The 20,230-nt window shown below is 69.9% G+C and carries 21 protein-coding genes and 1 pseudogene; 8 read left to right on the top strand and 14 right to left on the bottom strand.

Annotation, left to right across the window (positions count from 1 at the left end):
- The first annotated feature begins 63 nt into the window (after nt 1-63).
- A pseudogene (locus HRJ34_RS21830) lies at nt 64-850 on the top strand (SDR family oxidoreductase).
- A gap of 26 nt (nt 851-876) precedes the next feature.
- Nucleotides 877-1,761: an SDR family NAD(P)-dependent oxidoreductase gene (locus tag HRJ34_RS21825; RefSeq protein ID WP_208632385.1), complete on the top strand. Its 885-nt coding sequence runs from the start codon at nt 877-879 to the stop codon at nt 1,759-1,761.
- Nucleotides 1,762-1,905: 144 nt separating this feature from the next.
- On the opposite strand, the gene HRJ34_RS21820 is transcribed toward HRJ34_RS21825, so the two are convergent.
- Together HRJ34_RS21820 and HRJ34_RS21815 are read right to left on the bottom strand one after the other, a co-directional pair.
- Nucleotides 1,906-2,970 carry an amidohydrolase family protein gene (locus HRJ34_RS21820; protein ID WP_208632384.1) on the bottom strand — a complete coding sequence of 355 codons (1,065 nt, stop codon included), beginning with the start codon at nt 2,968-2,970 and terminating at the stop codon, nt 1,906-1,908.
- 11 nt (nt 2,971-2,981) lie between these two features.
- Complete coding sequence (locus tag HRJ34_RS21815) at nt 2,982-3,455, bottom strand: nuclear transport factor 2 family protein (protein WP_226948894.1); 474 nt, start codon at nt 3,453-3,455, stop codon at nt 2,982-2,984.
- 126 nt (nt 3,456-3,581) lie between these two features.
- Here HRJ34_RS21815 and HRJ34_RS21810 point away from each other — a divergent pair, with 126 nt between their 5' ends.
- The 3 genes from HRJ34_RS21810 to HRJ34_RS29510 all read left to right on the top strand — a co-directional run bounded on the left by HRJ34_RS21810 (nt 3,582) and on the right by HRJ34_RS29510 (nt 7,138).
- Nucleotides 3,582-4,670 (top strand): aromatic ring-hydroxylating dioxygenase subunit alpha, encoded by a 1,089-nt coding sequence (locus tag HRJ34_RS21810; RefSeq protein WP_208632383.1) that lies wholly within the window; start codon nt 3,582-3,584, stop codon nt 4,668-4,670.
- A complete protein-coding gene (locus HRJ34_RS21805) occupies nt 4,651-5,655 on the top strand; it encodes a VOC family protein (protein ID WP_012048527.1) in 1,005 nt (334 codons plus the stop codon). The genes HRJ34_RS21810 and HRJ34_RS21805 overlap by 20 nt, the downstream gene beginning before the upstream one ends.
- Nucleotides 5,656-5,923: 268 nt before the next feature.
- The gene (locus tag HRJ34_RS29510) at nt 5,924-7,138 is read left to right on the top strand and encodes an acyl-CoA dehydrogenase family protein (RefSeq protein WP_208632382.1); all 1,215 of its coding nucleotides are present in this window, start codon (nt 5,924-5,926) and stop codon (nt 7,136-7,138) included.
- Nucleotides 7,139-7,194: 56 nt separating this feature from the next.
- Here the strand turns inward: HRJ34_RS29510 and HRJ34_RS21795 are convergent, their stop codons facing one another.
- Entirely contained in the window at nt 7,195-8,253 is a 1,059-nt protein-coding gene (locus tag HRJ34_RS21795; RefSeq protein ID WP_226948893.1) for an amidohydrolase family protein, read from the bottom strand.
- Nucleotides 8,254-8,447: 194 nt separating this feature from the next.
- Between HRJ34_RS21795 and HRJ34_RS21790 the strand changes: the two genes are divergently transcribed.
- Entirely contained in the window at nt 8,448-9,317 is an 870-nt protein-coding gene (locus HRJ34_RS21790; protein WP_012048530.1) for an SDR family oxidoreductase, read from the top strand.
- Nucleotides 9,318-9,333: 16 nt separating this feature from the next.
- On the opposite strand, the gene leuD is transcribed toward HRJ34_RS21790, so the two are convergent.
- The 7 genes from leuD to HRJ34_RS21755 form a co-directional block, all read right to left on the bottom strand.
- The gene (gene leuD / locus HRJ34_RS21785) at nt 9,334-9,951 is read right to left on the bottom strand and encodes a 3-isopropylmalate dehydratase small subunit (protein WP_208632380.1); all 618 of its coding nucleotides are present in this window, start codon (nt 9,949-9,951) and stop codon (nt 9,334-9,336) included.
- Between the two features lie 3 nt (nt 9,952-9,954).
- The gene (gene leuC / locus HRJ34_RS21780; RefSeq protein ID WP_208632379.1) at nt 9,955-11,397 is read right to left on the bottom strand and encodes a 3-isopropylmalate dehydratase large subunit; all 1,443 of its coding nucleotides are present in this window, start codon (nt 11,395-11,397) and stop codon (nt 9,955-9,957) included.
- A complete protein-coding gene (locus HRJ34_RS21775) occupies nt 11,394-12,317 on the bottom strand; it encodes a hydroxymethylglutaryl-CoA lyase (RefSeq protein ID WP_208632378.1) in 924 nt (307 codons plus the stop codon). Before HRJ34_RS21775 ends, leuC begins: the two co-directional genes overlap by 4 nt.
- Entirely contained in the window at nt 12,314-13,540 is a 1,227-nt protein-coding gene (locus tag HRJ34_RS21770) for a CaiB/BaiF CoA transferase family protein (RefSeq protein WP_226948892.1), read from the bottom strand. Before HRJ34_RS21770 ends, HRJ34_RS21775 begins: the two co-directional genes overlap by 4 nt.
- Nucleotides 13,541-13,614: 74 nt before the next feature.
- Nucleotides 13,615-14,571 (bottom strand): LysR family transcriptional regulator, encoded by a 957-nt coding sequence (locus tag HRJ34_RS21765; RefSeq protein ID WP_208632376.1) that lies wholly within the window; start codon nt 14,569-14,571, stop codon nt 13,615-13,617.
- Nucleotides 14,572-14,703: 132 nt separating this feature from the next.
- The gene (locus tag HRJ34_RS21760; protein ID WP_012048536.1) at nt 14,704-14,979 is read right to left on the bottom strand and encodes an HU family DNA-binding protein; all 276 of its coding nucleotides are present in this window, start codon (nt 14,977-14,979) and stop codon (nt 14,704-14,706) included.
- A gap of 200 nt (nt 14,980-15,179) precedes the next feature.
- Entirely contained in the window at nt 15,180-16,520 is a 1,341-nt protein-coding gene (locus HRJ34_RS21755) for a hemolysin family protein (RefSeq protein ID WP_012048537.1), read from the bottom strand.
- Nucleotides 16,521-16,633: 113 nt separating this feature from the next.
- On the opposite strand from HRJ34_RS21755, the gene HRJ34_RS21750 reads away from it, so the two are divergent.
- Entirely contained in the window at nt 16,634-17,302 is a 669-nt protein-coding gene (locus HRJ34_RS21750) for an OmpA family protein (protein ID WP_012048538.1), read from the top strand.
- Between the two features lie 106 nt (nt 17,303-17,408).
- Here the strand turns inward: HRJ34_RS21750 and HRJ34_RS21745 are convergent, their stop codons facing one another.
- The 3 genes from HRJ34_RS21745 to HRJ34_RS21735 are packed head-to-tail and all read right to left on the bottom strand — an operon-like array spanning nt 17,409 to nt 18,423.
- Nucleotides 17,409-17,861 carry a nucleoside deaminase gene (locus tag HRJ34_RS21745; RefSeq protein ID WP_012048539.1) on the bottom strand — a complete coding sequence of 151 codons (453 nt, stop codon included), beginning with the start codon at nt 17,859-17,861 and terminating at the stop codon, nt 17,409-17,411.
- A 32-nt stretch (nt 17,862-17,893) separates the two neighbouring features.
- Nucleotides 17,894-18,100: a YqaE/Pmp3 family membrane protein gene (locus tag HRJ34_RS21740; protein ID WP_208632375.1), complete on the bottom strand. Its 207-nt coding sequence runs from the start codon at nt 18,098-18,100 to the stop codon at nt 17,894-17,896.
- Between the two features lie 2 nt (nt 18,101-18,102).
- Complete coding sequence (locus HRJ34_RS21735) at nt 18,103-18,423, bottom strand: hypothetical protein (protein WP_226948694.1); 321 nt, start codon at nt 18,421-18,423, stop codon at nt 18,103-18,105.
- 152 nt (nt 18,424-18,575) lie between these two features.
- On the opposite strand from HRJ34_RS21735, the gene rpmB reads away from it, so the two are divergent.
- Nucleotides 18,576-18,869 (top strand): 50S ribosomal protein L28, encoded by a 294-nt coding sequence (gene rpmB, locus HRJ34_RS21730; RefSeq protein ID WP_012048542.1) that lies wholly within the window; start codon nt 18,576-18,578, stop codon nt 18,867-18,869.
- A 257-nt stretch (nt 18,870-19,126) separates the two neighbouring features.
- On the opposite strand, the gene HRJ34_RS21725 is transcribed toward rpmB, so the two are convergent.
- Nucleotides 19,127-20,074, bottom strand: coding sequence for an esterase-like activity of phytase family protein (locus HRJ34_RS21725; RefSeq protein ID WP_208632374.1), 948 nt, complete (start codon nt 20,072-20,074; stop codon nt 19,127-19,129).
- Nucleotides 20,075-20,230 lie beyond the last annotated feature (156 nt).

The raw sequence follows: 20,230 nt of genomic DNA, 5'->3' as shown, positions 1-20,230 counted from the left end.
CCGCCCGCGCGCGGGAATAAGGGCCGCCCGCCGCGCCGTGCGGCCTTTGGGGAGGAAGGACATATGGACAAGCCGATCGATCCGACCCGGCTGTTCGACCTGTCGGGGCGGGTCGCGATCGTCACCGGCGGGTCGCGCGGGCTGGGGCTGCAGATCGCCCGCGCGCTGGGCGCGAACGGTGCCCGGCTGGCGCTGGCCGCGCGCAAGCAGGCCGAGCTCGACGAAGCGGTGGCCGAGCTCGCGACGGACGGCATCGAGGCCGTCGCCTTCACCGCCGACCTGGCCGACGGCGCGGCGCCGGCGGCGCTCGCCCGCCAGGTGATCGAGCGGTTCGGCCGGATCGACATCCTCGTCAACAATGCCGGCGCCACCTGGGGCGCGCCCGCCGAGGACTATCCCGCCGACGCCTGGGCCCGGGTGATCGACGTCAGCCTGAGCAGCGTCTTCCTGCTCAGCCAGGCGGTGGCGAAGGCCGCCTTCCTGCCGCAGGGCGGCGGCGCGATCGTCAATGTTGCCTCGGTCGAGGGGCTGCTCGGCCATCATCATCGCCGGCCCGGAACGGTCGCCTACAACGCGGCCAAGGGCGGGGTCGTCAACATGACCCGCGCTCGCCGCCGAATGGGGCCGCCGCAACATCCGCGTCAACACGATCGCGCCCGGCTATTTCCCGTCGAAGATGACCGGCAAGATCCTCGCCGACCATGGCGCCGAACTGATCGACCAGACCCCGCTCGGCCGGCTCGGCGGCCCCGGCGACCTGATGGGGCCGGCGCTGCTGCTCGCCTCCGACGCCGGGCGGCACATCACCGGCCAGACGATCGCCGTTGACGGCGGCGCCAGCATCATCTGAACATATTTCCGCAACAGGAGCACAGCATGTCGATCTCGCTTCACGGCCGGGTGGCCGTCGTCACCGGCGCCGGCAACGGCCTCGGCCGCTCGCACGCCCTGGCGCTGGCGGCGCACGGCGCCCGCGTCGTCGTCAACGACCTGGCCGAGGCCGACGCCGAGCGCGTCGCCGCCGAGATCCGCGCGGCGGGCGGCGAGGCGATCGGCGTCGCCGCGAGCGTCACGGACGCCGGGCAGGTCGCGGCGATGGTCGAGCGGGCGATCGGCGAATGGGGGGCGATCGACATCCTCGTCAACAATGCCGGCATCCTGCGCGACAAGAGCTTCGCCAAGATGGACCTCGCCGATTTCCGGCTGGTCGTCGACGTCCACCTGATGGGCGCGGTCCACTGCACCAAGGCGGTGTGGGACCATATGCGCGCGCGCAACCATGGCCGGATCGTCTTCACCACCTCGTCGTCCGGGCTCTACGGCAATTTCGGGCAGGCCAATTACGGCGCCGCCAAGATGGCGCTGGTCGGGCTGATGCAGACGCTGGCGATCGAAGGGGCGAAGAACGGCATCCACGTCAACTGCATCGCCCCGACCGCCGCGACCGCGATGACCGCCGACATCTTCGACGAGGCGACCCTCGCCCGCCTGACCCCGGACCGGGTGAGCCCCGCGATCGTCATGCTCGCGTCCGACGCGGCGCCGACCCGGCGGGTGATCCTGGCCGGTGCGGGCAGCTTCGAGCAGGCCAACATCACGATGACGCAGGGCCTGTTCCTCGGCGCCGAGGACGACGTCGCGGGCGCGCTGCTCGACCGGCTCGACGGCGTCGCGGACCGCGCGGGCGAGCTGGTGCCCGGAACCGGCTTCGACCAGTGCCGCCACGAGATCGCGGCGGCAAGCGTGACGGTGGGGGCTTAGCCTCGCCGCCCGCCTCCTGTCGTCATTCCCGCGAAGGCGGGAATCCACGGTCACGGCACATTCCGTCTCTTGCGGGCCGCCGTCCATGGATTCCCGCTTTCGCGGGAATGACGGAGGATGGAAAATCGGCGGGATTCGATCTCCTCAGTCGAGCCCGAGCAGTGCCGCCGCATTGCCGCCGAGGATGCGGCGCTGGCTGTCCTCGTCGAGCCCGGCGACGACCGACGCCGGGTCGTAATGGCCCATGTCGAACGGATAGTCGGTGCCGAGCACGACCTGTCCGACGCCGACCTCGTCGATCAGCCGGGCGAGGTGGCGCGGCTCGTAGACGAGGCTGTCGAACCAGATCCGCTTGAGCTGCTCGGACGGGGCGCAGGAGCAGCCGCCCGCCTCGGGCCGGACCGCATGGCCATGGTCCGACCGGCCGACATAGGTCGGCAGATAGCCGCCGCCATGGACGGTGACGATCCTGAGCCGGCGATGCCGGTCGAGCGTCCCGCCGAAGATCAGCTTCGACAGGCACAGCGCGGTCTCGAACGGCTGGCCGACGATGTTCATCAGATAATGGTCCGCCAGCCGGTCGCCCAGCGTCGTGCCCCAGGGGTGGATCAGCACCACCGCGCCCAGCTCGTCGGCCTTCGCCCAGAAGGGATCGAAGCGGCGGTCGGCGATGTCGACGCCGTCGACCAGCGACGATATCTCGACGCCCTTGAAGCCATGGTCGCGCATCGCCGTCTCGAGCTGCGCCGCGGCGCGCTCGGGGTGCTGGAGCGCGACGGTGCCGAGCCCGACGAAGCGATCGGGATGCGCCGCGCAGACCGTGGCGATCGCATCGTTCATCCGCCCGACGATGCGGTCGGCGAGGTCGGGCTCGGCCCAATAATGATATTGGGTCGGCGCCGGGCTGATCGCCTGCACGTCGACCCCCATCGCGTCCATGTCGCGCAGCCGCTCGTCGGCGCCGGTCAGGCGCGGCATCAGCGCGCCGATCCGTTCGCGGTTGACCGCGAGCGAGGCGGCGCCGATCGCCGCCGCCTCCGCGCCCGCGCGCTCGGCGAGCAGCGGATGGCCCGCGACCAGCGCCTCGACCTCGGGCGCGGCGAGGTGGCAATGCAGGTCGATCGTCCGGAAGGGCAGCCGCGCGACCGGAGTGCCCAGCGTGACGGGGGCGGCCTGCGGCGAGCAGCGGTGCAGCATCGCATCGGTCATCGCCGGTCTCCTCAGGCAGGCAGGTTGGTGGACTGGAAGGCGATCATCCGCCAGCCCCCGTCGCGCCACGCCCAGACCTGGAGCGCTTGGGCGCGAGTGCGGATCGGCTCTTCCCGGCCGCGCGGCAGGACCAGATTGTCCATCGTCCCGGTCATCACCGCGATGTCGCCCGAGATGCGGACGTCGAGCGGGCCGCGCGACGCTTCCAGGAAGGCGAGCTCCTGCTCGACGAAGCGGAAATAGCCGTCGAAATCGTCGGTGACGCCGCGCGTATGGGTGTGGGTGATGTCGGGCGCGACGAGCGTGCGCAGCGTCGCGAAGTCGCGCGCCACCAGCGCCTCGCCGCGCCGCTGCTCGGCCGCGATCACCCCCGCTATCCCGCGCTCGCCCTCGTCCATCGCCATCCGCTCCTCGCATCGTTTCGGACAGGCCATAGGAAGGCCGCGCGCCGCGCCCCAATCGAAAGTGCCGATGGCATCCATCATCGCGGTCGATAGGGACCCATATGCGGCAGCGATGCAATGGATCGCCAACGCTGATTTCCGGCCGATCGCCAAGCCCCCTACCATCCCGCGCCGAGCCCGCGACCATGACCGGGCCGGGAGGGAGAGATGAGTTTCCTGCGCAACGCCTGGTATGTCGCCGGGTGGTCCGGCGACCTGGGGCCCGCGCCGCGGCGCATCCGGGTCCTGGGCGAGTGGATCGCCCTGTTCCGCCTGGCCGACGGCACCGCCGCCGCGATCGGCGACCGCTGCCCCCACCGCTTCGCCTCGCTGGGCGACGGCAAGCTGGTCGGCGACAGCCTGCAATGCCCCTATCACGGCCTGCGCTTCGACCGCGACGGGCGCTGCGTCCACAACCCGCACGGCGACGGCAGCGTCCCCGCCGGCGGCGGGGTGCGATCCTATCCGCTGGTCGAGCGGCACGGCGCGCTATGGGTCTGGACCGGCGATCCCGGACGCGCCGACCCGGACGCGATCCCCGACTTCGCCCGCTTCGACGATCCCGCGCTCGCCGTCTCGCGCGGCCATCTGAAGGTCACCGCGCCCTATGAGCTGGTGACCGACAATCTGCTCGACCTCAGCCACGCCGCCTTCATCCATCCCTTCCTCGCCTCCCCCGACGCGGCCGACCGCACGCGCACCGGCGTCCGCCAGGAGGACAACACCGTCTGGTCGCAGCTCTGGATCGACCGCGAACCGATCACGCCGCTGTTCCGGCTGGTGTGGGACCATCCCGACGACCAGGCCGAGATGCGCTCGCACATGCGCTGGACGGCGCCGTCGACCCTCTATCTCGACGTCGGGATGACCCCCGACGGCGCCGACCCCGACGACAGCCCCGCTTTGCCGAGCGCGCATCTGCTGACCCCCGAGACCGAGGGTTCGACCCATTATTTCTGGATGGTCGGGCGCAACCGCGGGCAGGCCGACGCCGCGATCGGCGAGCGGATCCATGCCGGCATCGCACGCGCCTTCGCCGAGGAAGACGAGCCGATGATCGCGCGCGTCGCCGAGAATATGGACGGCGCCGACTTCTGGTCGCTGCGCCCGATGATCCTGGCCGGCGATGCCGCCGCCGTCCGCGCCCGCCGCATCCTGGCGCAAATGATCCGCGCGGAGGGGGCCGCGCCCGACGCCCCCGCTGCCGCCCGCATCCCCGCCATCGAAGGAGCCCAGCATGGCCATCATCGGAATTGAACGCATCCTCTACCGGGTCGACGACGTCGACCGGTCGATCCGCTTCTTCGAGGATTTCGGGCTGCCGCTGCTCGACCGCGACGATGGCGGCGCCTGCTTCCGCCTGCCCGACAATGCGCGGGTCGACATCCGGTCGATCGCGACCGATCCGGTGCCGGGATCGCAGATCGTCGGCATCGGCGTCCATGAGATCGTCTGGGGCGTCGACACCGCCGAGAATCTCGAACGGCTCGTCGCCCGCCTCGCCACCGACCGCGAGGTGCGCCGCGACGCCGACGGCATCTGCCACTTCGTCGCCGACGGCGGCATCGCCATGGGGCTGCGCCACTGGCCCGAGAAGCGGCAGATCTTCGCGCCGACCGAGCCGGTCAACTCGCCCGGCAACCTGCAGCGGATGAACGTCCACCGCCGCTGGATCGCCCGCGCCCGGCCGAAGGGGATCAGCCATATCGGCGTGATCTCGCCCGACATCGAGGGCCTGTCCAATTTCCTGCGCGAGCGGCTCGATTTCCGGCTGAGCGACCGGCAGCGCAGCTTCGCGGTCTATGTCCGCGCCGACGGGGTCAACGACCATCACAATCTGGCGATCCTCAACGCCAATGCCGGCCTGCCGGGGATGGACGGGACGCTGCGCTTCCACCACGTCAACTATGTCGTTACCGACCTCGACGAGATGATGGCGGGCAAGAACCACCTCGAACGGCGCGGCTGGCCGAAGTCCGAATGGGGGATCGGCCGCCACCGCATCGCATCGGCGCTGTTCTGCTACTTCCCCTGCCCGGCGGGCGGCGAGGCCGAATATGGCGCGGATTCGGACGCCCTCGACGACAACTGGATCCCGCGCGACTTCAGCCCGATGTTCGGCATCGCCCACTGGATGCACGACCTGCCCGCCTTCCTGCGCGACGGCGCCGAGTGGGACGTGACCTTCGCGGCGGACGGCGTGCCGACGAAAGGCGGGGTCCAGCCTCATCCCGATATCTAGGCGCCTGTCGGCGCGTCGCGGCACCGGCCCACTCCCCCACCCAACGGCAGTATCTTATGGGCGGCCGGGTGGGGGAGCGGGCCGGCGCCGTCTCGAAATGCGCCCTTCCGCGCATTTCCACAGACTCCGAAGGACGCATTGTCCGCGCTTATGCGGCGCATCGCGAATGAAGATTTCCGGCTGCTTTCTCAACCCAACATAATCGTCCCGCACCGTGAATCCGGTCCGATCGAACGGGCCGGCGGACAGAAACGAGGATCAGGAAAGCATGTCTCCAGAGGCGCAGATCAAGAGCGGGACCAGCGGCGAGACCCGTGTGAAGGGGGGCGGGGCGAGGGGCGTCCCGTCCCACGCCGACTGCGTCGCCATGGCGGAGGAGCTGGCCCCCCGGCTGGCGCCGTTCGTCGACGAGGCCGAGCGCTCCCGGCGGGTGCCCAAGGGCGCGGCCGACGCGCTGATCGCGTCGGGGCTGATGCCGCTGGTGCGCCCGGCCCGGCACGGCGGCTATGAGCATGGCTGGATGGCCTATGCCGACGTGCTCGCCCCGATCGCGCGGCAATCGGGCTCGCTCGCCTGGGTGCTGGGCTTCCTGCTCCACCACCAATGGGCGCTGGGCTTCTTCCCGCAGGCGACCCAGGACGAGGTCTACAGCCAGGCCGCCGATCCGTGCATCGCGTCGATGTTCGCCCCGTCCGGCCGGGCGACGGCGGAGGGGAGCAAGCTGCGGCTCACCGGCGAATGGTCCTTCTCCTCGGGGATCGACAATTGCGACTGGGTGATGCTGGCCGGCTTCGCCGAGATCGCGCCGGGCGAACCGCCGATCAATTGCTGGTTCCTGCTCAAGCCCGGCCAGTTCGAGGTGCGCGACACCTGGCACGCGGTCGGGCTGAGCGGCACCGGATCGAACAATGTCGTGGTCCGCGACGCGCTGATCGACGCGGATTATTGGGTTCGCGCCGATCCCTTCGGCGGCGACGACATGAGCGCGCGCAGCGGCAATCGCGGCATCCGCTTCATCACCCCGCCGGTCGGCCAGTTCCAATATGGGCTGGTCGCGCCGATGATCGGGATCGCGATGGCGCTGCACGAGGAGGTGCTGCGCTTCAACGCCGGGCGGCAGGGCCTGCTGATCCCCGGCAAGATCGCCGACGATCCCTTCCTCCAGGCGGGGCTCGGCGAGTCCGAGGCCGAGCTGGCGGCGGCCTATGCGGCGATGAGCAAGCTCGACGACGCGATCGCGGCGGGCGAGATGCGCACCCCCGACGGGATTGCGCGCTTCCGGGCGGGGATGGGCTTCGTCGCCAAGACGATCACCGCCGCGTCGGAACGGCTCTTCTACCTGAGCGGCGGGCGCGGGCTCGACAGCCGCAAGCCGCTGAGCCGCCACTGGCGCGACCTGCACGCGATCACCAACCATGCCGCGCTCAAATATGAGATGATGTTCCAGGGCCTCGGCCAGGCGGCGCTCGCCCGCGTCAGCTGAACCCCGGCCGGCAAAAGCAGGGGCGGTCGCCGGAATCGGCGGCCGCCCCTTTTCGTTCAGAGGCCGAGCAGAGCGGCGGGCGTGGTCCGCGCGATCCGGGTCACGTCTTCGGCCGAGAGGTTGGGCGTCGCGCGCAGCGCCGACAGGCCGTCGGCCTCGCCCACCGGGAAGTCGCTGCCGAGCACGATCCGGTCGACCCCGACGACCCGGATCAGTGCGGCGAGGATCTCGGGCCCGTAGACGCAGCTGTCGTAGTAGAAGTCCTTGAGATAGGCGCTCGGCAGCTTGCTGATGTTGCGGCTGGTATCGGGGCGCTCATGCGCGTTGCGGTCGAGCCGGCCGTAATAATGCGGCAGGAAGCCGCCGCCATGCGCGATGACGATCTTGGCGCGCGGGAATTTGTCGAACACGCCATTGTAGATGATCGAGGTCATCACCTTGACCTCCTCGACCCCCTGCCCGACCGAATTGGCCAGCGCGAAGCCGTCGAGCGGCGGCTCCTTGCCCTGGCCGTGCGGGTGGATGAACACGGTGACGCCGAAATGCTGAACCGCCTCCCACAGCGGGTCGAAGCGCGGATCGCCGAAATAGGCGCCGTCGGGCGATTGCGAGGAGAGCTGCAGCACCTTCATGCCGAGCTGCGTCACCGCGCGCTCGAGCTCGGGAATGGCGAGCTTGAGGTCCTGGGTCGGCAGGCCGAAGGCGCCGTGGAAGCGGCCGGGATGGGCCTTCACCCATTCTCGCGCGATCCGGTCGTTGACCCGCTGGTGGACGCCCAGGTCGTGCCGGGCGTCACCCCAGCTGATCCCCTGGGTCGCGTTGGAATGACCGACGACGTGCGCCTGCACGCCATATTTGTCCATGTGCGCGACATGGACGTCGGGCGAGGCGAAGCCCTGCATCCAGGCGGCGAGATCGGTGCTCACCATCTGCCCGGTGATCAGGTTGGGCAGGTCGGGATCAATCATGTGGGTGTGGAAGTCGATCGCCCCGGCGGTGCCGCCGGCGGCGAGCAACGCCGACCCAGGCAGGCCCGCCGCGAGCGCGGCCGCCGCCCCGCCCGCCGCGGCCTTGAGGAAGGATCGTCTCGCCATCCGGCAGCGGCGGCAGCTCATCATCGTCTCTCCTGTTGGGGCATCGACCCCAGCTTGGGGACGAGCCGGCCGGCATCAAATCAGATGTCGCGATGATCCGCATAGGACTCGATGATGCGTTCCCATCATTACCACCGATGAATCCCATCATGGCTGCTGCTTTCCGGCCGGGCGCGGCGTCGGCTAGGTTTCCCCAAACGATCCGGGAGAAACAGATGACCGCCCAGCCGACGATCTTCCTCAACTGCGCGGGCAGCAGGACGCAGCGCGAGGTGCGCGACGTGCTGGCGCGGCAGGGGCGGCCGATGCGCGCCTATGGCCGGACGCTCGACGCCGCCGCGATGAAGGCCGCCGGGGTCGCCGACACCCGCATCGGCGGGCTGCTCGACATCGACGCGCTCGCCGCCGCGATGCAGGGGTGCGGCACGGTGATCCACATGGCGCCCGCGCTCCAGGACAAGGAGGTCGCGATGGGGCAGTTCGCGATCGACGCCGCCCGCCGCGCCGGGGTCGATCGGTTCGTCTATGTCTCGGTGATCAACCCGCAGATCGACTATCTGATGAACCACCGCGCCAAGCTGGCGGTCGAGGATTATCTGATCGGATCGGGGCTCAACTACACGATCGTCCGGCCGATGCATTATTACCAGAATATCGACGTCGCGGCGGCGGTCGCCTCGGGCCGGATGGCACTGACCTATTCGATCGACCGGCCGCTCGGCTTCGTCGACATGGCCGATGTCGGCGAGATCGTCGCCAAGGTCGCGATCGAGCCCGGCCACGACCATGCCGCCTACGACCTGGCGAGCGAGGACCATAAGGGCGTCGAGCTGGCGAGCATCCTGGCCGACCTCAGCGGCAAGCCGATCGAGGCGTTCCGCCTGCCGCTCGACCAGATCGTCGCGATGCTGGCGCCGATGCTCGCCTCGGAGCCCGGCGGGGTCGACTGGACCGCGAGCGCGATCGAGCGGCTGTTCACCTATTATGACCGGTTCGGGCTGCGCGGGAACGCCAATGTCCTGTCCTGGCTGCTCGGCCGCAAGCCCAACGGCTTCGCCGACTATGCGCGCCGCTGCCTGAGCTGATCGGGCGGCGCGCGGTTCAGTCCGCCGCCAGCACTTCCTCCGCCACGTCCGCGACCCACGGCATCGCCGCCGCGGTGCGCGCCTCGAACCGCGCGATCGCGTCGCCATGGGCCAGCGTCGCCGCGATCTCGTCGATCCCCTCGATAAGGTCCTGCTTGCGCCGGGGATCGATGGCGAAGCGGATCACCGCGTCCCCGGCCGCGATGGTCTGGGCCGGCAGGTCGACCGTCATCCGCGCGGTCGCCGGATCGGCCGCCAGCCGCAGCAGCCGCTCGACCTCCGCCTCCGGCAGGACGATCGGCAGCAGGCCGTTCTTGAAGCAGTTGTTGTAGAAGATATCGGCGAAGCTCGGCGCGACGACGCAGCTTATCCCGAAGTCGAGCAGCGCCCAGGGCGCATGTTCGCGGCTCGATCCACAGCCGAAATTGTCGCGCGCGATCAGCATGCCCGCGCGGTCCCACGGCGCGCGGTTGAGCACGAAGCCGGGGTCCCGGCGCAGCGCCCAGAACAGCTTGTCGCCCAGCCCCTCGCGCGTCGTCGTCTTGAGGAAGCGGCCGGCGAGGATCTTGTCGGTGTCGACATTGGCGACCGGCAACGGGGCGGCGATCGCGTCGAGACGGGTGAAGGGCTGCATCGTTCAGGGCCTTTGCGGATTGGCGATATGGCGCGGATCGACGATATGGCCGGCCAGCGCCGCAGCGGCGGCCATGGCGGGGGACATCAGGTGGGTGCGCCCGCCCGGCCCCTGCCGCCCCTCGAAATTGCGGTTCGAGGTCGAGGCGCAGCGCTGCCCCGGCTGCAACTGGTCGGGGTTCATGCCGAGGCACATCGAGCAGCCCGCCTCGCGCCATTCGAAGCCGGCGTCGAGGAACAGCCGGTCGAGCCCCTCGGCCTCGGCCGCCGCCTTGACCTGGCCCGAGCCGGGCACGACCAGCGCGCGGACGCCCGGCGCGACACGGCGTCCGCCGATCATCGCCGCCGCCGCGCGGAGGTCCTCGATCCGGCCGTTGGTGCAGCTTCCGATGAACGCCATGTCGATCGGCGTGCCGGCGATCGGCGCGCCGGGCCGCAGCCCCATATAGTCGAGCATCGCCTGCGCCTGGCCGCGCTGCGCCTCATCGGCGATCGCCGCCGGATCGGGAACCGCACCGTCGATCGTCGTCACCGCCTCCGGGCTGGTGCCCCAGCTCACCATCGGCGCGACGTCGCGCGCGTCGATCACGACGGTGCGGTCATAGTCGGCGCCCTCGTCGGAACGCAGCGTGTCCCAATAGGCCCGCGCCCGTTCGAACGCCGCGCCCTTCGGCGCGTGCGGCGCGTTCGCGAGCCAGGCATAGACCGTCTCGTCGGGCGCGATCATGCCGGCGCGGGCGCCCGCCTCGATCGACATGTTGCACAGGGTCATCCGCCCCGCCATGTCGAGCGCCGTCACCGCCTCGCCGGCATATTCGATGACATGGCCGGTCGCCCCGCCCGTCCCGATCCGGCCGATGATGTGGAGGATCAGGTCCTTGGCGGTCACCCCGGCGCCGAGCCGGTTGTCGACCCGGATCAGCATCGCCTTCGCCGGCCGCTGGATCAGCGTCTGGGTGGCGAGGACATGCTCCGCCTCCGACGTGCCGATGCCGAAGGCGAGCGCGCCGAACGCGCCATGGGTCGAGGTGTGGCTGTCGCCGCAGACGATGGTGGTGCCGGGCAGGGTCAGGCCCAGCTCGGGCCCGATGATGTGGACGATCCCCTGCCGGGGGCTGCGCAGCGGCACATAGGGGACGCCGAATTCGGCGACATTGCGTTCGAGCGCCTCGACCTGCAGCCGGCTCTCGGGCTCGGCGATCGCGGCGACGCCGCCCGAACGGTCGTCGGTCGGGACATTATGGTCGGCGACCGCGATCGTGCCGCCGGGCCGGCGCACCTTGCGGCCGGCAAGGCGCAGCCCCTCGAACGCCTGCGGGCTCGTCACCTCGTTGACCAGGTGGCGGTCGATATAGAGCAGCACCGCGCCGTCGCCGATGTCGGCGACGACATGCGCGTCCCAGACCTTCTGAAACAGCAGCCGCGGCCGCGACGCCGCGCCGGTCATGCCGCCGCCTTGCGGGCGCGGGCGGCCAGCGCGTCGCGCACCCGGCCGCCGATCTGCGCGCCGGGCAGCTCCGCCACCCCGCGCGCCGCCTCGACCAGCCGGTCGAGGTCGATGCCGCTGGCGACGCCCATATGGTCGAACATCCAGACCAGGTCCTCGGTCGCGACATTGCCGGTCGCGCCCGGCGCGAAGGGGCAGCCGCCGAGCCCGGCGACCGAGGCGTCGAACACGCGGATGCCGACGTCCCACGCCGCCAGGACGTTGGCCGCGCCGAGGCCATAGGTGTCGTGGCCATGGAACGCCCAGCCGCGCACCTCCGGAAAGCGATCGCGCGCGGCGGCGAACAGCGCGCGGACCTGCGTGGGGTCGGCGCGGCCGGTGGTGTCGCACAAGGCGATCTCGACATCGGCGGTCGCGGCGACGAGAGGATCGAGCAGCGCCAGCACCGCATCGGCCCCGATCCGCCCGACATGCGGGCAGTCGAAGGCGGTGGCGAGGTTGAGCCGCATCGCGGCGCCGGCCGGCATCATCGCCACCATCTGCGCATAGTCGGCGACCGACTCCATCGGCGTGCGGCGGACATTGCCCATATTGTGCCGTTCGCTGACCGACAGCACCGCGCTCAGATGCGTCGCGCCCGCCGCGAAGGCCCGCTCGGCATGGCGCGCGGTCGGCACCAGCACCTGCGCGTCGAGGCCGGCGAGCCGATCGGTCACGGCGACGATCTCGGCGGCGTCGGCCATCTGCGGCAACGCGCTGGGGCTGACGAAGGAGGTCGTCTCCATCCGGCGCAGCCCGGCGGCATGGAGCTGCCCGATCAGCGCGATCTTGTGCGGGGTCGGGATGAACGGGCCGACCGACTGGAAGCCGTCGCGCGGCCCCACCTCGACGATCGTGACGGATTGCACCGCGTCGCTCACAGCACGCCCTCCTGCTTCAATGCATCGATCTCGGCCGGGGCGAGGCCCAGCAGTTCGCCGAGCACCTCGTCGGTATGCTCGCCCAGGTCGGGGCCGGCCCAGCGCACCGTGCCCGGTGATTCAGGGACGTGCGGCACCATGCCGGCCTGGAGCACCGTCCCGAAATGCTTGTCGGGCACCTCGCGGACCATGCCCCGCGCGCGATATTGCGGATCGGCGGCGCAGTCGGCGGCGGTGTAGGCCTTGCTGTTGGGGATGTCGCTCGCGTCGAGCCGGGCGACCAGTTCCCCGGCGGACAGCGTCCGGGTCCAGGCGCCGATCAGCTGGTCGAGCGTGTCGACATTGGCGACCCGCTCGGGATTGCTCGCATAGCCGGGCGCGCCGATCAGCTCGGCATGGCCGACCAGCGTCATCAGCTTGGCGAACAGCGGCTCCGAATTGGCGGCGATCAGCACCCATTGGCCGTCGGCGGTGGGATAGGCGTTGGTCGGCGCCGCCGTCGCGATACCGCCGCCGGCCGGCTGCTTGATCTTGCCGAGCGCGCCATATTCGGGGAGCATCCCCTCCATCATGCTGAGCACGCTTTCGGTCAGCGCGACGTCGATCGTGCGCGCCCGCCCGTCGCCGCCGGCGCGGTCGCGCTGCCACAGCGCCGCCATCACCCCGAAGGCCGCATAGAGGCCGGCGATCGAATCGCCGATGCTGACGCCGACGCGCACCGGCGGCAGGTCGGCCGTGCCGGGCGCCTGGTTGGTCAGGTAGCGCAGGCCGCCGATCGCCTCGCCGATCACGCCGAACGCCGCGCGGTTCGCGCCCGGCCCGTCCTGCCCATAGCCCGAGACATGCGCGACGATCAGGTCGGGGCGCACCCCGCGCAGCACCTCGGGCCCGAGCCCCATCTTCCGAAGCTGGCCGGGGCGGAAATTCTCGACGACGACATCGCACTCGGCGACCAGCCGCAGGATCAGCGCGCGGCCCTTCTCCGACTTGAGGTCGACCGTGACGCTGCGCTTGTTGCGGCCGTGCATCGACCACCATAGCGAGCGGCCGTCGATCATCTCGCCCCATTGCCGGACGGGATCGCCGCCGCGCGGCTCGATCTTGACGACGTCGGCGCCCAGGTCCGCCAGCAGCCGCGTGCAGAAGGGCGCGGCGACGAAATGGCCGATCTCGAGGACGCGCAAGCCGGACAGGACCGGCGCGAGGGTGGCTGGCTGGGTCATCCCCGCATCTGGCCGCCGCGCGCCGCGATCGTCCATGCCGTTTCGGGCAAGCCTGCCTTGCCTCGGAGGAGAGGTCAGCCCCGTTTCGGGGCCTGGCCGTCCAGCAGATGATCGAGGAATTTGCGCGCCGCCGCCGACAGTTGGGCCCGGTCGCGCGCGCAGATCACCAGCGGCCGTTCGGCCCAGGGTTCATCGAGCCCGCGAACCGCGATCCCCTGCGCGGCGGCGACCCGCGCGACCGCCGCCGAGGGCAGGATGCCGACGCCCATCCCGGCCGCGACCATCTCGCGCACGCCCTCGAAGGTGCTGACGCGGGCGACCTCGTCGAGCGGGCGCCCGAGCGCCGCCGCCTGCCCGCGCAGCAGGGTGTGGAGCGAGCTGCCCGTCGCCATGCCGATGAACGGATGGTCGAGGAGCTGCTCGAAGCGCAGCCGTTCCTGCCCGCTCAGCGCGTGATCGTCGCGCATGACGACGACCAGCTCGTCGACCATCCAGGGAAAGATGTCGAGCGAGGCGGTGTCGATCGTGCCGGAGACGAAGCCGAGGTCGCACCCGCCGACCTGGAGCGCGTGGACGACGTCGGGGCTGTTCGCCTCGTCGACGACGATGTCGATGCCGGGATGCGCGGCGGTGAAGCTGGCGATCCGCTCGGGCAGGCGGCCGATGATCGCGGTCAGATGGGCGCGGACGCGGACCACGCCGCGGGTCCCGGCGCTGACCTCGGCGAAATCCTCCGCCATCCGGTCGATCAGGTCGAACACCCCGCGCAGGCGGGGCAGGCTGGCGATCGCCGCGTCGGTCGGGCTGACGCCGCGATCATGGCGCTGGAGCAGCTTGACGCCGATCCGCCCCTCCAGGTCGGAGATGCGCCGGCTGACCGCCGAGAGCGATATGTTCTCCTGCGCGGCGACCTTGGCGAGATTGCCCTCCTCGATCGCCGCGAGCAGCAGCCGCAGCGAGACGAGGTCGTAATTGCGCAGGAAACCGGCGGTGAGGTCGCGCTTCGAGCCGGTCCGGGCGTTCTCCGTCAAAGCTGCTCCCCTCCGGGGATCTTATAGCCGCGATCGGCCTGTCCCCAAATGAAAAGGGCCCAAATGAAAAGGGGCGGCATCGCTGCCGCCCCTCGCCAATAGCGTCCACCGGGGGAAAGCCCCCGGACGGGATCAGCCGTTCAGCGCATCCTTCAGCGCCTTGGCGGCGGTGAACGAGACCTTCTTCGACGCGGCGATCGTCAGGGTCGCGCCGGTCGCCGGGTTGCGGCCTTCACGCGCCGGGCGGTCGGTGACCTTGAACTTGCCGAAGCCCGGCAGCGAAACTTCATCACCCTTCTTGGCGGCGTCCGTGATCGCCTTCAGGGCGGCGTCGATGACGCGCTTGGCGGCAGCCTTGTCGATACCCTGTTCGGCGGCGACGACGCCTGCGATGTCGGCAGTGTTCATGATCACTCCTGGTCTTGCTTGTGTAGAGAAACCCTATTGCCCCGCCTGGGCGGCGCAAGGCGCCCCTTGTGCTCGGCTCTTTCGGCGGGAGCAATTGGAAAGTCGCCTGAAAGCGCGAAAAATTACATTCATCGGCAAATTAGGGATGAATTTTCGACGGGACGCCCTTTAAGCGCGCCGTTTCGAGGAACCGGAAGGGGCTATTCAGCCCCCGGAATCACCGCCGCAAGCAGCTTGTCGATGCGCCGGCCGTCCATGTCGACGACCTCGAAACGCCAGCCGCGATGGTCGAACGATTCGCCGGTGGTGGGCAGATGCTTCAATCGCCACAGCGCAAAGCCCGCGGCCGTAGCGAAATCGCGGTCCTCGGGCAGGTCGATGCCGAGACGATCGGCCATGGTGTCCGCGGCCAGCGTTCCCGAGATCAGCCAGCTTCCGTCCTCCCGCTCGACGAACGGCGGGTCGGTATGATCGTCCTGGTCGGACGCGAATTCGCCCGCGATCGCCGCGAGCAGGTTGGCGGGCGCGACCAGCCCTTCGAAATGGCCATATTCGTCATGGACGAAGGCCATCGGCACCTCCGCCTCGCGCAGCGCCTTGAGCGCGTCCATCGCCTCGACATGGTCGGGCATGACGATCGCCTTGCGCAGGATCGCGGCCAGATCGATCGGCTCGCCCTTCACCAGGCGGCGGACCAGGTCGCGCGCATGGATGACGCCCAGCATCTGGTCGACCGATCCGTCGGCCACCGGCATGCGCGTGTGCGGAATCTCGGCGAGCTGCGCCAGCAGCTGGTCCGGGGTCGCGTTGATGTCGATCCATTCGACCTCGGTGCGCGGCGTCATCACCTCGCGCACCGGCCGGTCGGCGAGCCGCACGACGCCCGAGATGATCGCGCGCTCGCTCTCCTCGATCACGCCGGCCGAGGAGGCCTCGGCGACGATCAGGTGGAGCTCTTCGGCGGTGACGTGATTCTCGGACTCGCGGGCCAGGCCGAGCAGGCGGAAGATCAGGGCGCTGGTCCGGTCAAGCAGCCAGACGAACGGCGCGGTCAGCCGCGACAGCCACAGCATCGGCACCGCGACCAGCGCGGCGATCGGCTCGGGCGCGCGCAGCGCGAACTGCTTGGGCACCAGTTCGCCGACGATCAGCGACACGAAGGTGGTGAGCGCGATGACCAGCGCGAAGCCGATCTCGGGCGCGCTGGCGGCGGGAACGCCGAGCAGGGCCAGCCGGTCGCCCACCGGCCCGCCCAGGCTGGCGCCCGAATAGGCGCCGGCGAGGATGCCGATCAGGGTGATGCCGATCTGGACCGTCGACAGGAATTTGCCGGGATCGGCGGCGAGCTGGATCGCGGTGCGCGCGCCCCGGCGCCCGGCGCGGGCCATCGCTTCCATCCGCGCCTTGCGGGCGGACACGATCGCGAGCTCGGACATCGCGAAAACGCCGTTCAGCGCGACCAGGGCGACGATTATCACCAGGTCGAGCCAGGGAAAGGGGGCCAGGGGAACAGGGTGCGGCATGGCGCTGGCGACGTTCATGCCGTGGATTTCGTCTTCGCACAACCGTGATCGACGACCGGACGGCTCCGAAACAAAAGCGGCCGACGATGGTTCACAACCCAACGTCAAGCGTGAAGAGCGGAGAAGAAGGCATGCACAAGACGAAGATGCTGGTGGCGATGTTCGCCGCCTCGACCCTGCTGGCCGGGTGCGTCACCGATCCGGACACCGGCCAGCGCCGCCTGTCGAAGGCCGGGATCGGCGCGATCGCGGGGACCGCGCTGGGCGCCGGCGCCGGCGCGCTGGTCGGGGGCCGGCACAACCGGACCGAAGCGATCGTCGGCGCCGGGATCGGCGCGCTCGCCGGTGGCGCGATCGGCGTCTATATGGATCGCCAGGAGGCCAAGCTGCGCGAGCAGACCGCCGGCACCGGCGTCGAGGTCGAACGGCAGGGCGACGAGCTGCTGCTCAACATGCCGGCCGGCATCACCTTCGCGACCAACAGCTACGAGGTGCAGCCGCAGTTCCGCACCACGCTCGACAAGGTGGCGTCGACGCTGTCCGAATATGGCAAGACCTATGTCGACGTGTACGGCCACACCGATTCGACCGGCAGCGACGCGATCAACGAGCCGCTGTCGCGCAACCGGGCCGAAGCGGTCGCCAACTATCTGTCGGGCCACGGCGTCGCCGCCGCGCGGATCGGCACGCAGGGCTTCGGATCGCGCCAGCCGGTCGCCTCGAACGCGACCCCCGATGGACGCCAGGCCAATCGCCGGGTCGAGATCAAGATCGTGCCGATCAAGGAAGGCGATATCTGAGCGTTAGAGCGATTTCTAGGCAGATGGAAACATCTGCCGACTCGGAAATCGCGGTAAAACAACAATCTAGATCGGCCGATCCGATGCAATCGGATCGTGAGCCGCTCTAGCGCCGGGCGGCGAAGAAGTCCCTCAGCAGTGCCGCCGCCTCCCCCTCCCCGATGCCGCCATAGGTTTCGGGGCGGTGGTGGCAGGTCGGCTGGGTGAAGAAGCGCGGTCCGTTGGCGACCGCGCCACCCTTCGGATCGTCGGCGCCATAATAGAGCCGGCGCAGCCGCGCGTGCGCAATCGCCCCGGCGCACATCGCGCAGGGCTCCAGCGTGACGTAGAGATCGCAATCGTCGAGGCGCTGCGCCCCCAGCCGCGCGCTCGCCGCGCGAATCGCCTCGATCTCGGCATGGGCGGTGGGGTCGGTCCCGCCGCACATCGCATTGGCGGCCGCGGCGACGACCTCGTCCCCCCGCACGATCACCGCGCCGACCGGCACTTCCCCGGCGGCAGCGGCCTCGGCGGCGAGATCGAGCGCGAGGCGCATCGGATAGGGAAGCGGGAAGCCCATCGCCCCGATCTACGGAGCGACGGGCTTAAAATCTAGCGAATGGGAATCTGGTCCGGAACGAACAACAGCGCCAGGGCGAAGATCATCCCCGGCACCCAGCCGATCACGGTCAGGACGACGGTGAGCCAGAAGGCGGGGGTCAGCCCGCGCGACAGGAAGACGCCGAGCGGGGGCAGCAGGATCGCCGCGATCACGGTCCAGGGGGTGACCGGCCGCCAGGCGTCCTGCTGCGTCGCCATGGTCATTTCGCCTTGTCGACGGCGACGGTCGGCAGCTTGACCTGTTCCTTGGTGGTGCCGACGTCGACCTTGGGCACGGTCACGTCGGTCGTCTTGCTGCCGACGCTGACCTTGGCGGTATCGACGTCGAAGGCCGGCGCCTGCCCGCCCGAGACGCGCACGTCGGGCGCCTTCATCTCGCGGGTCTGGTTGATGTCGATCAGCCCGAAGGCGAAGGCCGCGATGACCGCGAGCACGGCGACGATGCCGATGATGATGCCGACCCGGGCGCCGCTCCGGCTGCGCGCGGGATATTCCTCATAATGTTCGTGCGTCGTATTCACGTCCGGCACTCCTGCGCTGATTCGATGGAGCAAGGACAACGATCGGACGGGGCGAGGGTTGCATCGGGCCGGTCCATCCAGCTTGACGAATCCCTGGAACGGGGCTATCGGCCGCGACTTTCCGGGCAACCCGAACATCAGGACGAAGTACAATGTCGCGCATCTGCGAGCTGACCGGCAAGGGCCGCCAAGTGGGCCACAACGTGTCCCATGCCAACAACAAGACCAAGCGGACCTTTCTGCCGAACCTGCAGAACGTCACGCTGATCTCCGATTCGCTGGGCAAGGGCGTGAAGCTGCGCGTTTCGACGCACGGCCTGCGTTCGGTCGAGCATGTCGGCGGCCTCGACAACTGGCTGCTCAAGACCTCGGACGATCTCCTGTCGCTGCGCGCGCGTCGCCTGAAGCGTGACATCGCCAAGAAGCAGCAGGCCGTCGCCGCCTGATTCGCCTGCCGCCCGCTCCGGCGGGCCGGGACGGATATGAAACCGGATCGCTCGCGCGGTCCGGTTTTTGCTGTTTGCTTGGTGCCTTTGATCGGCCCTCAAGCGCCGGGCGCGAGGCATCCGCCGCGCTTGGCTTTCCTCGCAGTAGCTCGGGCGGCCGTTCGGCCTTGCGGAGCCTGTGGCTCCGTTTCCTCATCTCCGCGTCATGCCGGCGGAGGCCGGCATCTCGGGCGGCTCCTGCCTCGACCCTTTTCTCTCTACAACTCGAACTTCAACAGCAACGTCCGCTCGATCGGCACCCGGTTGTCGTCGGAGATGATCCACAGGATGGTGCGGTCGCCGTCGCGAGTGGCCGCGATTCCCTCCATATTGTCGACGGTGAGCGGCGGCTTCAGCTCGGCGACCAACTCGCTGGTCAGGGTCGCGCCGGGAGCGATTCGCGCCGGGTCGGCAATGCCCACGATCGCGGAGAAGCCGTCGAGCAGCCCGAAACGCCGGTGGAGGATGACGAGTCGCCCGTCGGGCAGTTGCGCCGCGTCGGTCGGGACATAGCCGTCGCGCGGCGCGCGATAGCCGAACTGATAGGGAGCGTTGCGGGCCTTGGTCGGATCGCCGGGGAACATCAGCGCGGCGTGGACGTGCGGCGCGATCGCCCGCCCCTCGGCGAACACGACGAAGCGGCCGCCGGCCAGCCGGACCATCGCCTCGGGCCCCGAATTGCGCGACCAGTCCTTCATCGCCGGGGGAAAGGCGACCGCCTGCAGCAGGGTCAGGTCGGGCGAATAGCGCAGGATCGCGTTGTGATATTCGAAGCCGACCCAGACGTCGCCCTCGGGCCCGATCATCATCGATTCCGAATCGCGATCCCCCTTGCGCCCCTCATAGCCGGGAAAGGCCGGCAACTCGCCGAAGCGGCTGTCGCTGACGACGCCGGGGGCGGCCATGCGGAAGCGCAGATAGTGGCCGGTGTCGGACAAAGCGAGGAAACGGTCCCCCTGCACCGAGAGCGCCGAATAGCCCCCGAAGTCGCGCTGCCGGCTGGTGAGCTGCCAGCCACCCAGATAGCGCAGCCGGCCGACCGTCGTCCGCGCCGGATCGTCCGGGTCGAGCGGGACCGGCGTCGCCACCACCTTGACTTCCGCCTGCGGGAAGCCGGCCGATCCCGGCACCAGGCAGAACAGCAATGCGGCCAGCAGCTTCCTCATGCCGCCGCCGATACCGCCAGACGGCCGATTCCCAAAGGCCTTCCCACCGATCGCGCGGCCCGGCCGGGTGCCTCGCGAAGCTGAACGGCGGCCAACAGGCGCGTTCAGCATCGGCTCACGCGAATCATGGAATAAGCGTCTCATCGATCGGGCCCA

The organism is Rhizorhabdus wittichii (assembly GCF_017607425.1).
Taxonomy (GTDB): Bacteria; Pseudomonadota; Alphaproteobacteria; order Sphingomonadales; family Sphingomonadaceae; genus Rhizorhabdus; species Rhizorhabdus wittichii.
The sequence above is the reverse complement of the archived record's forward strand: the minus strand, read 5'-3'. Positions and strand labels throughout refer to the sequence as shown.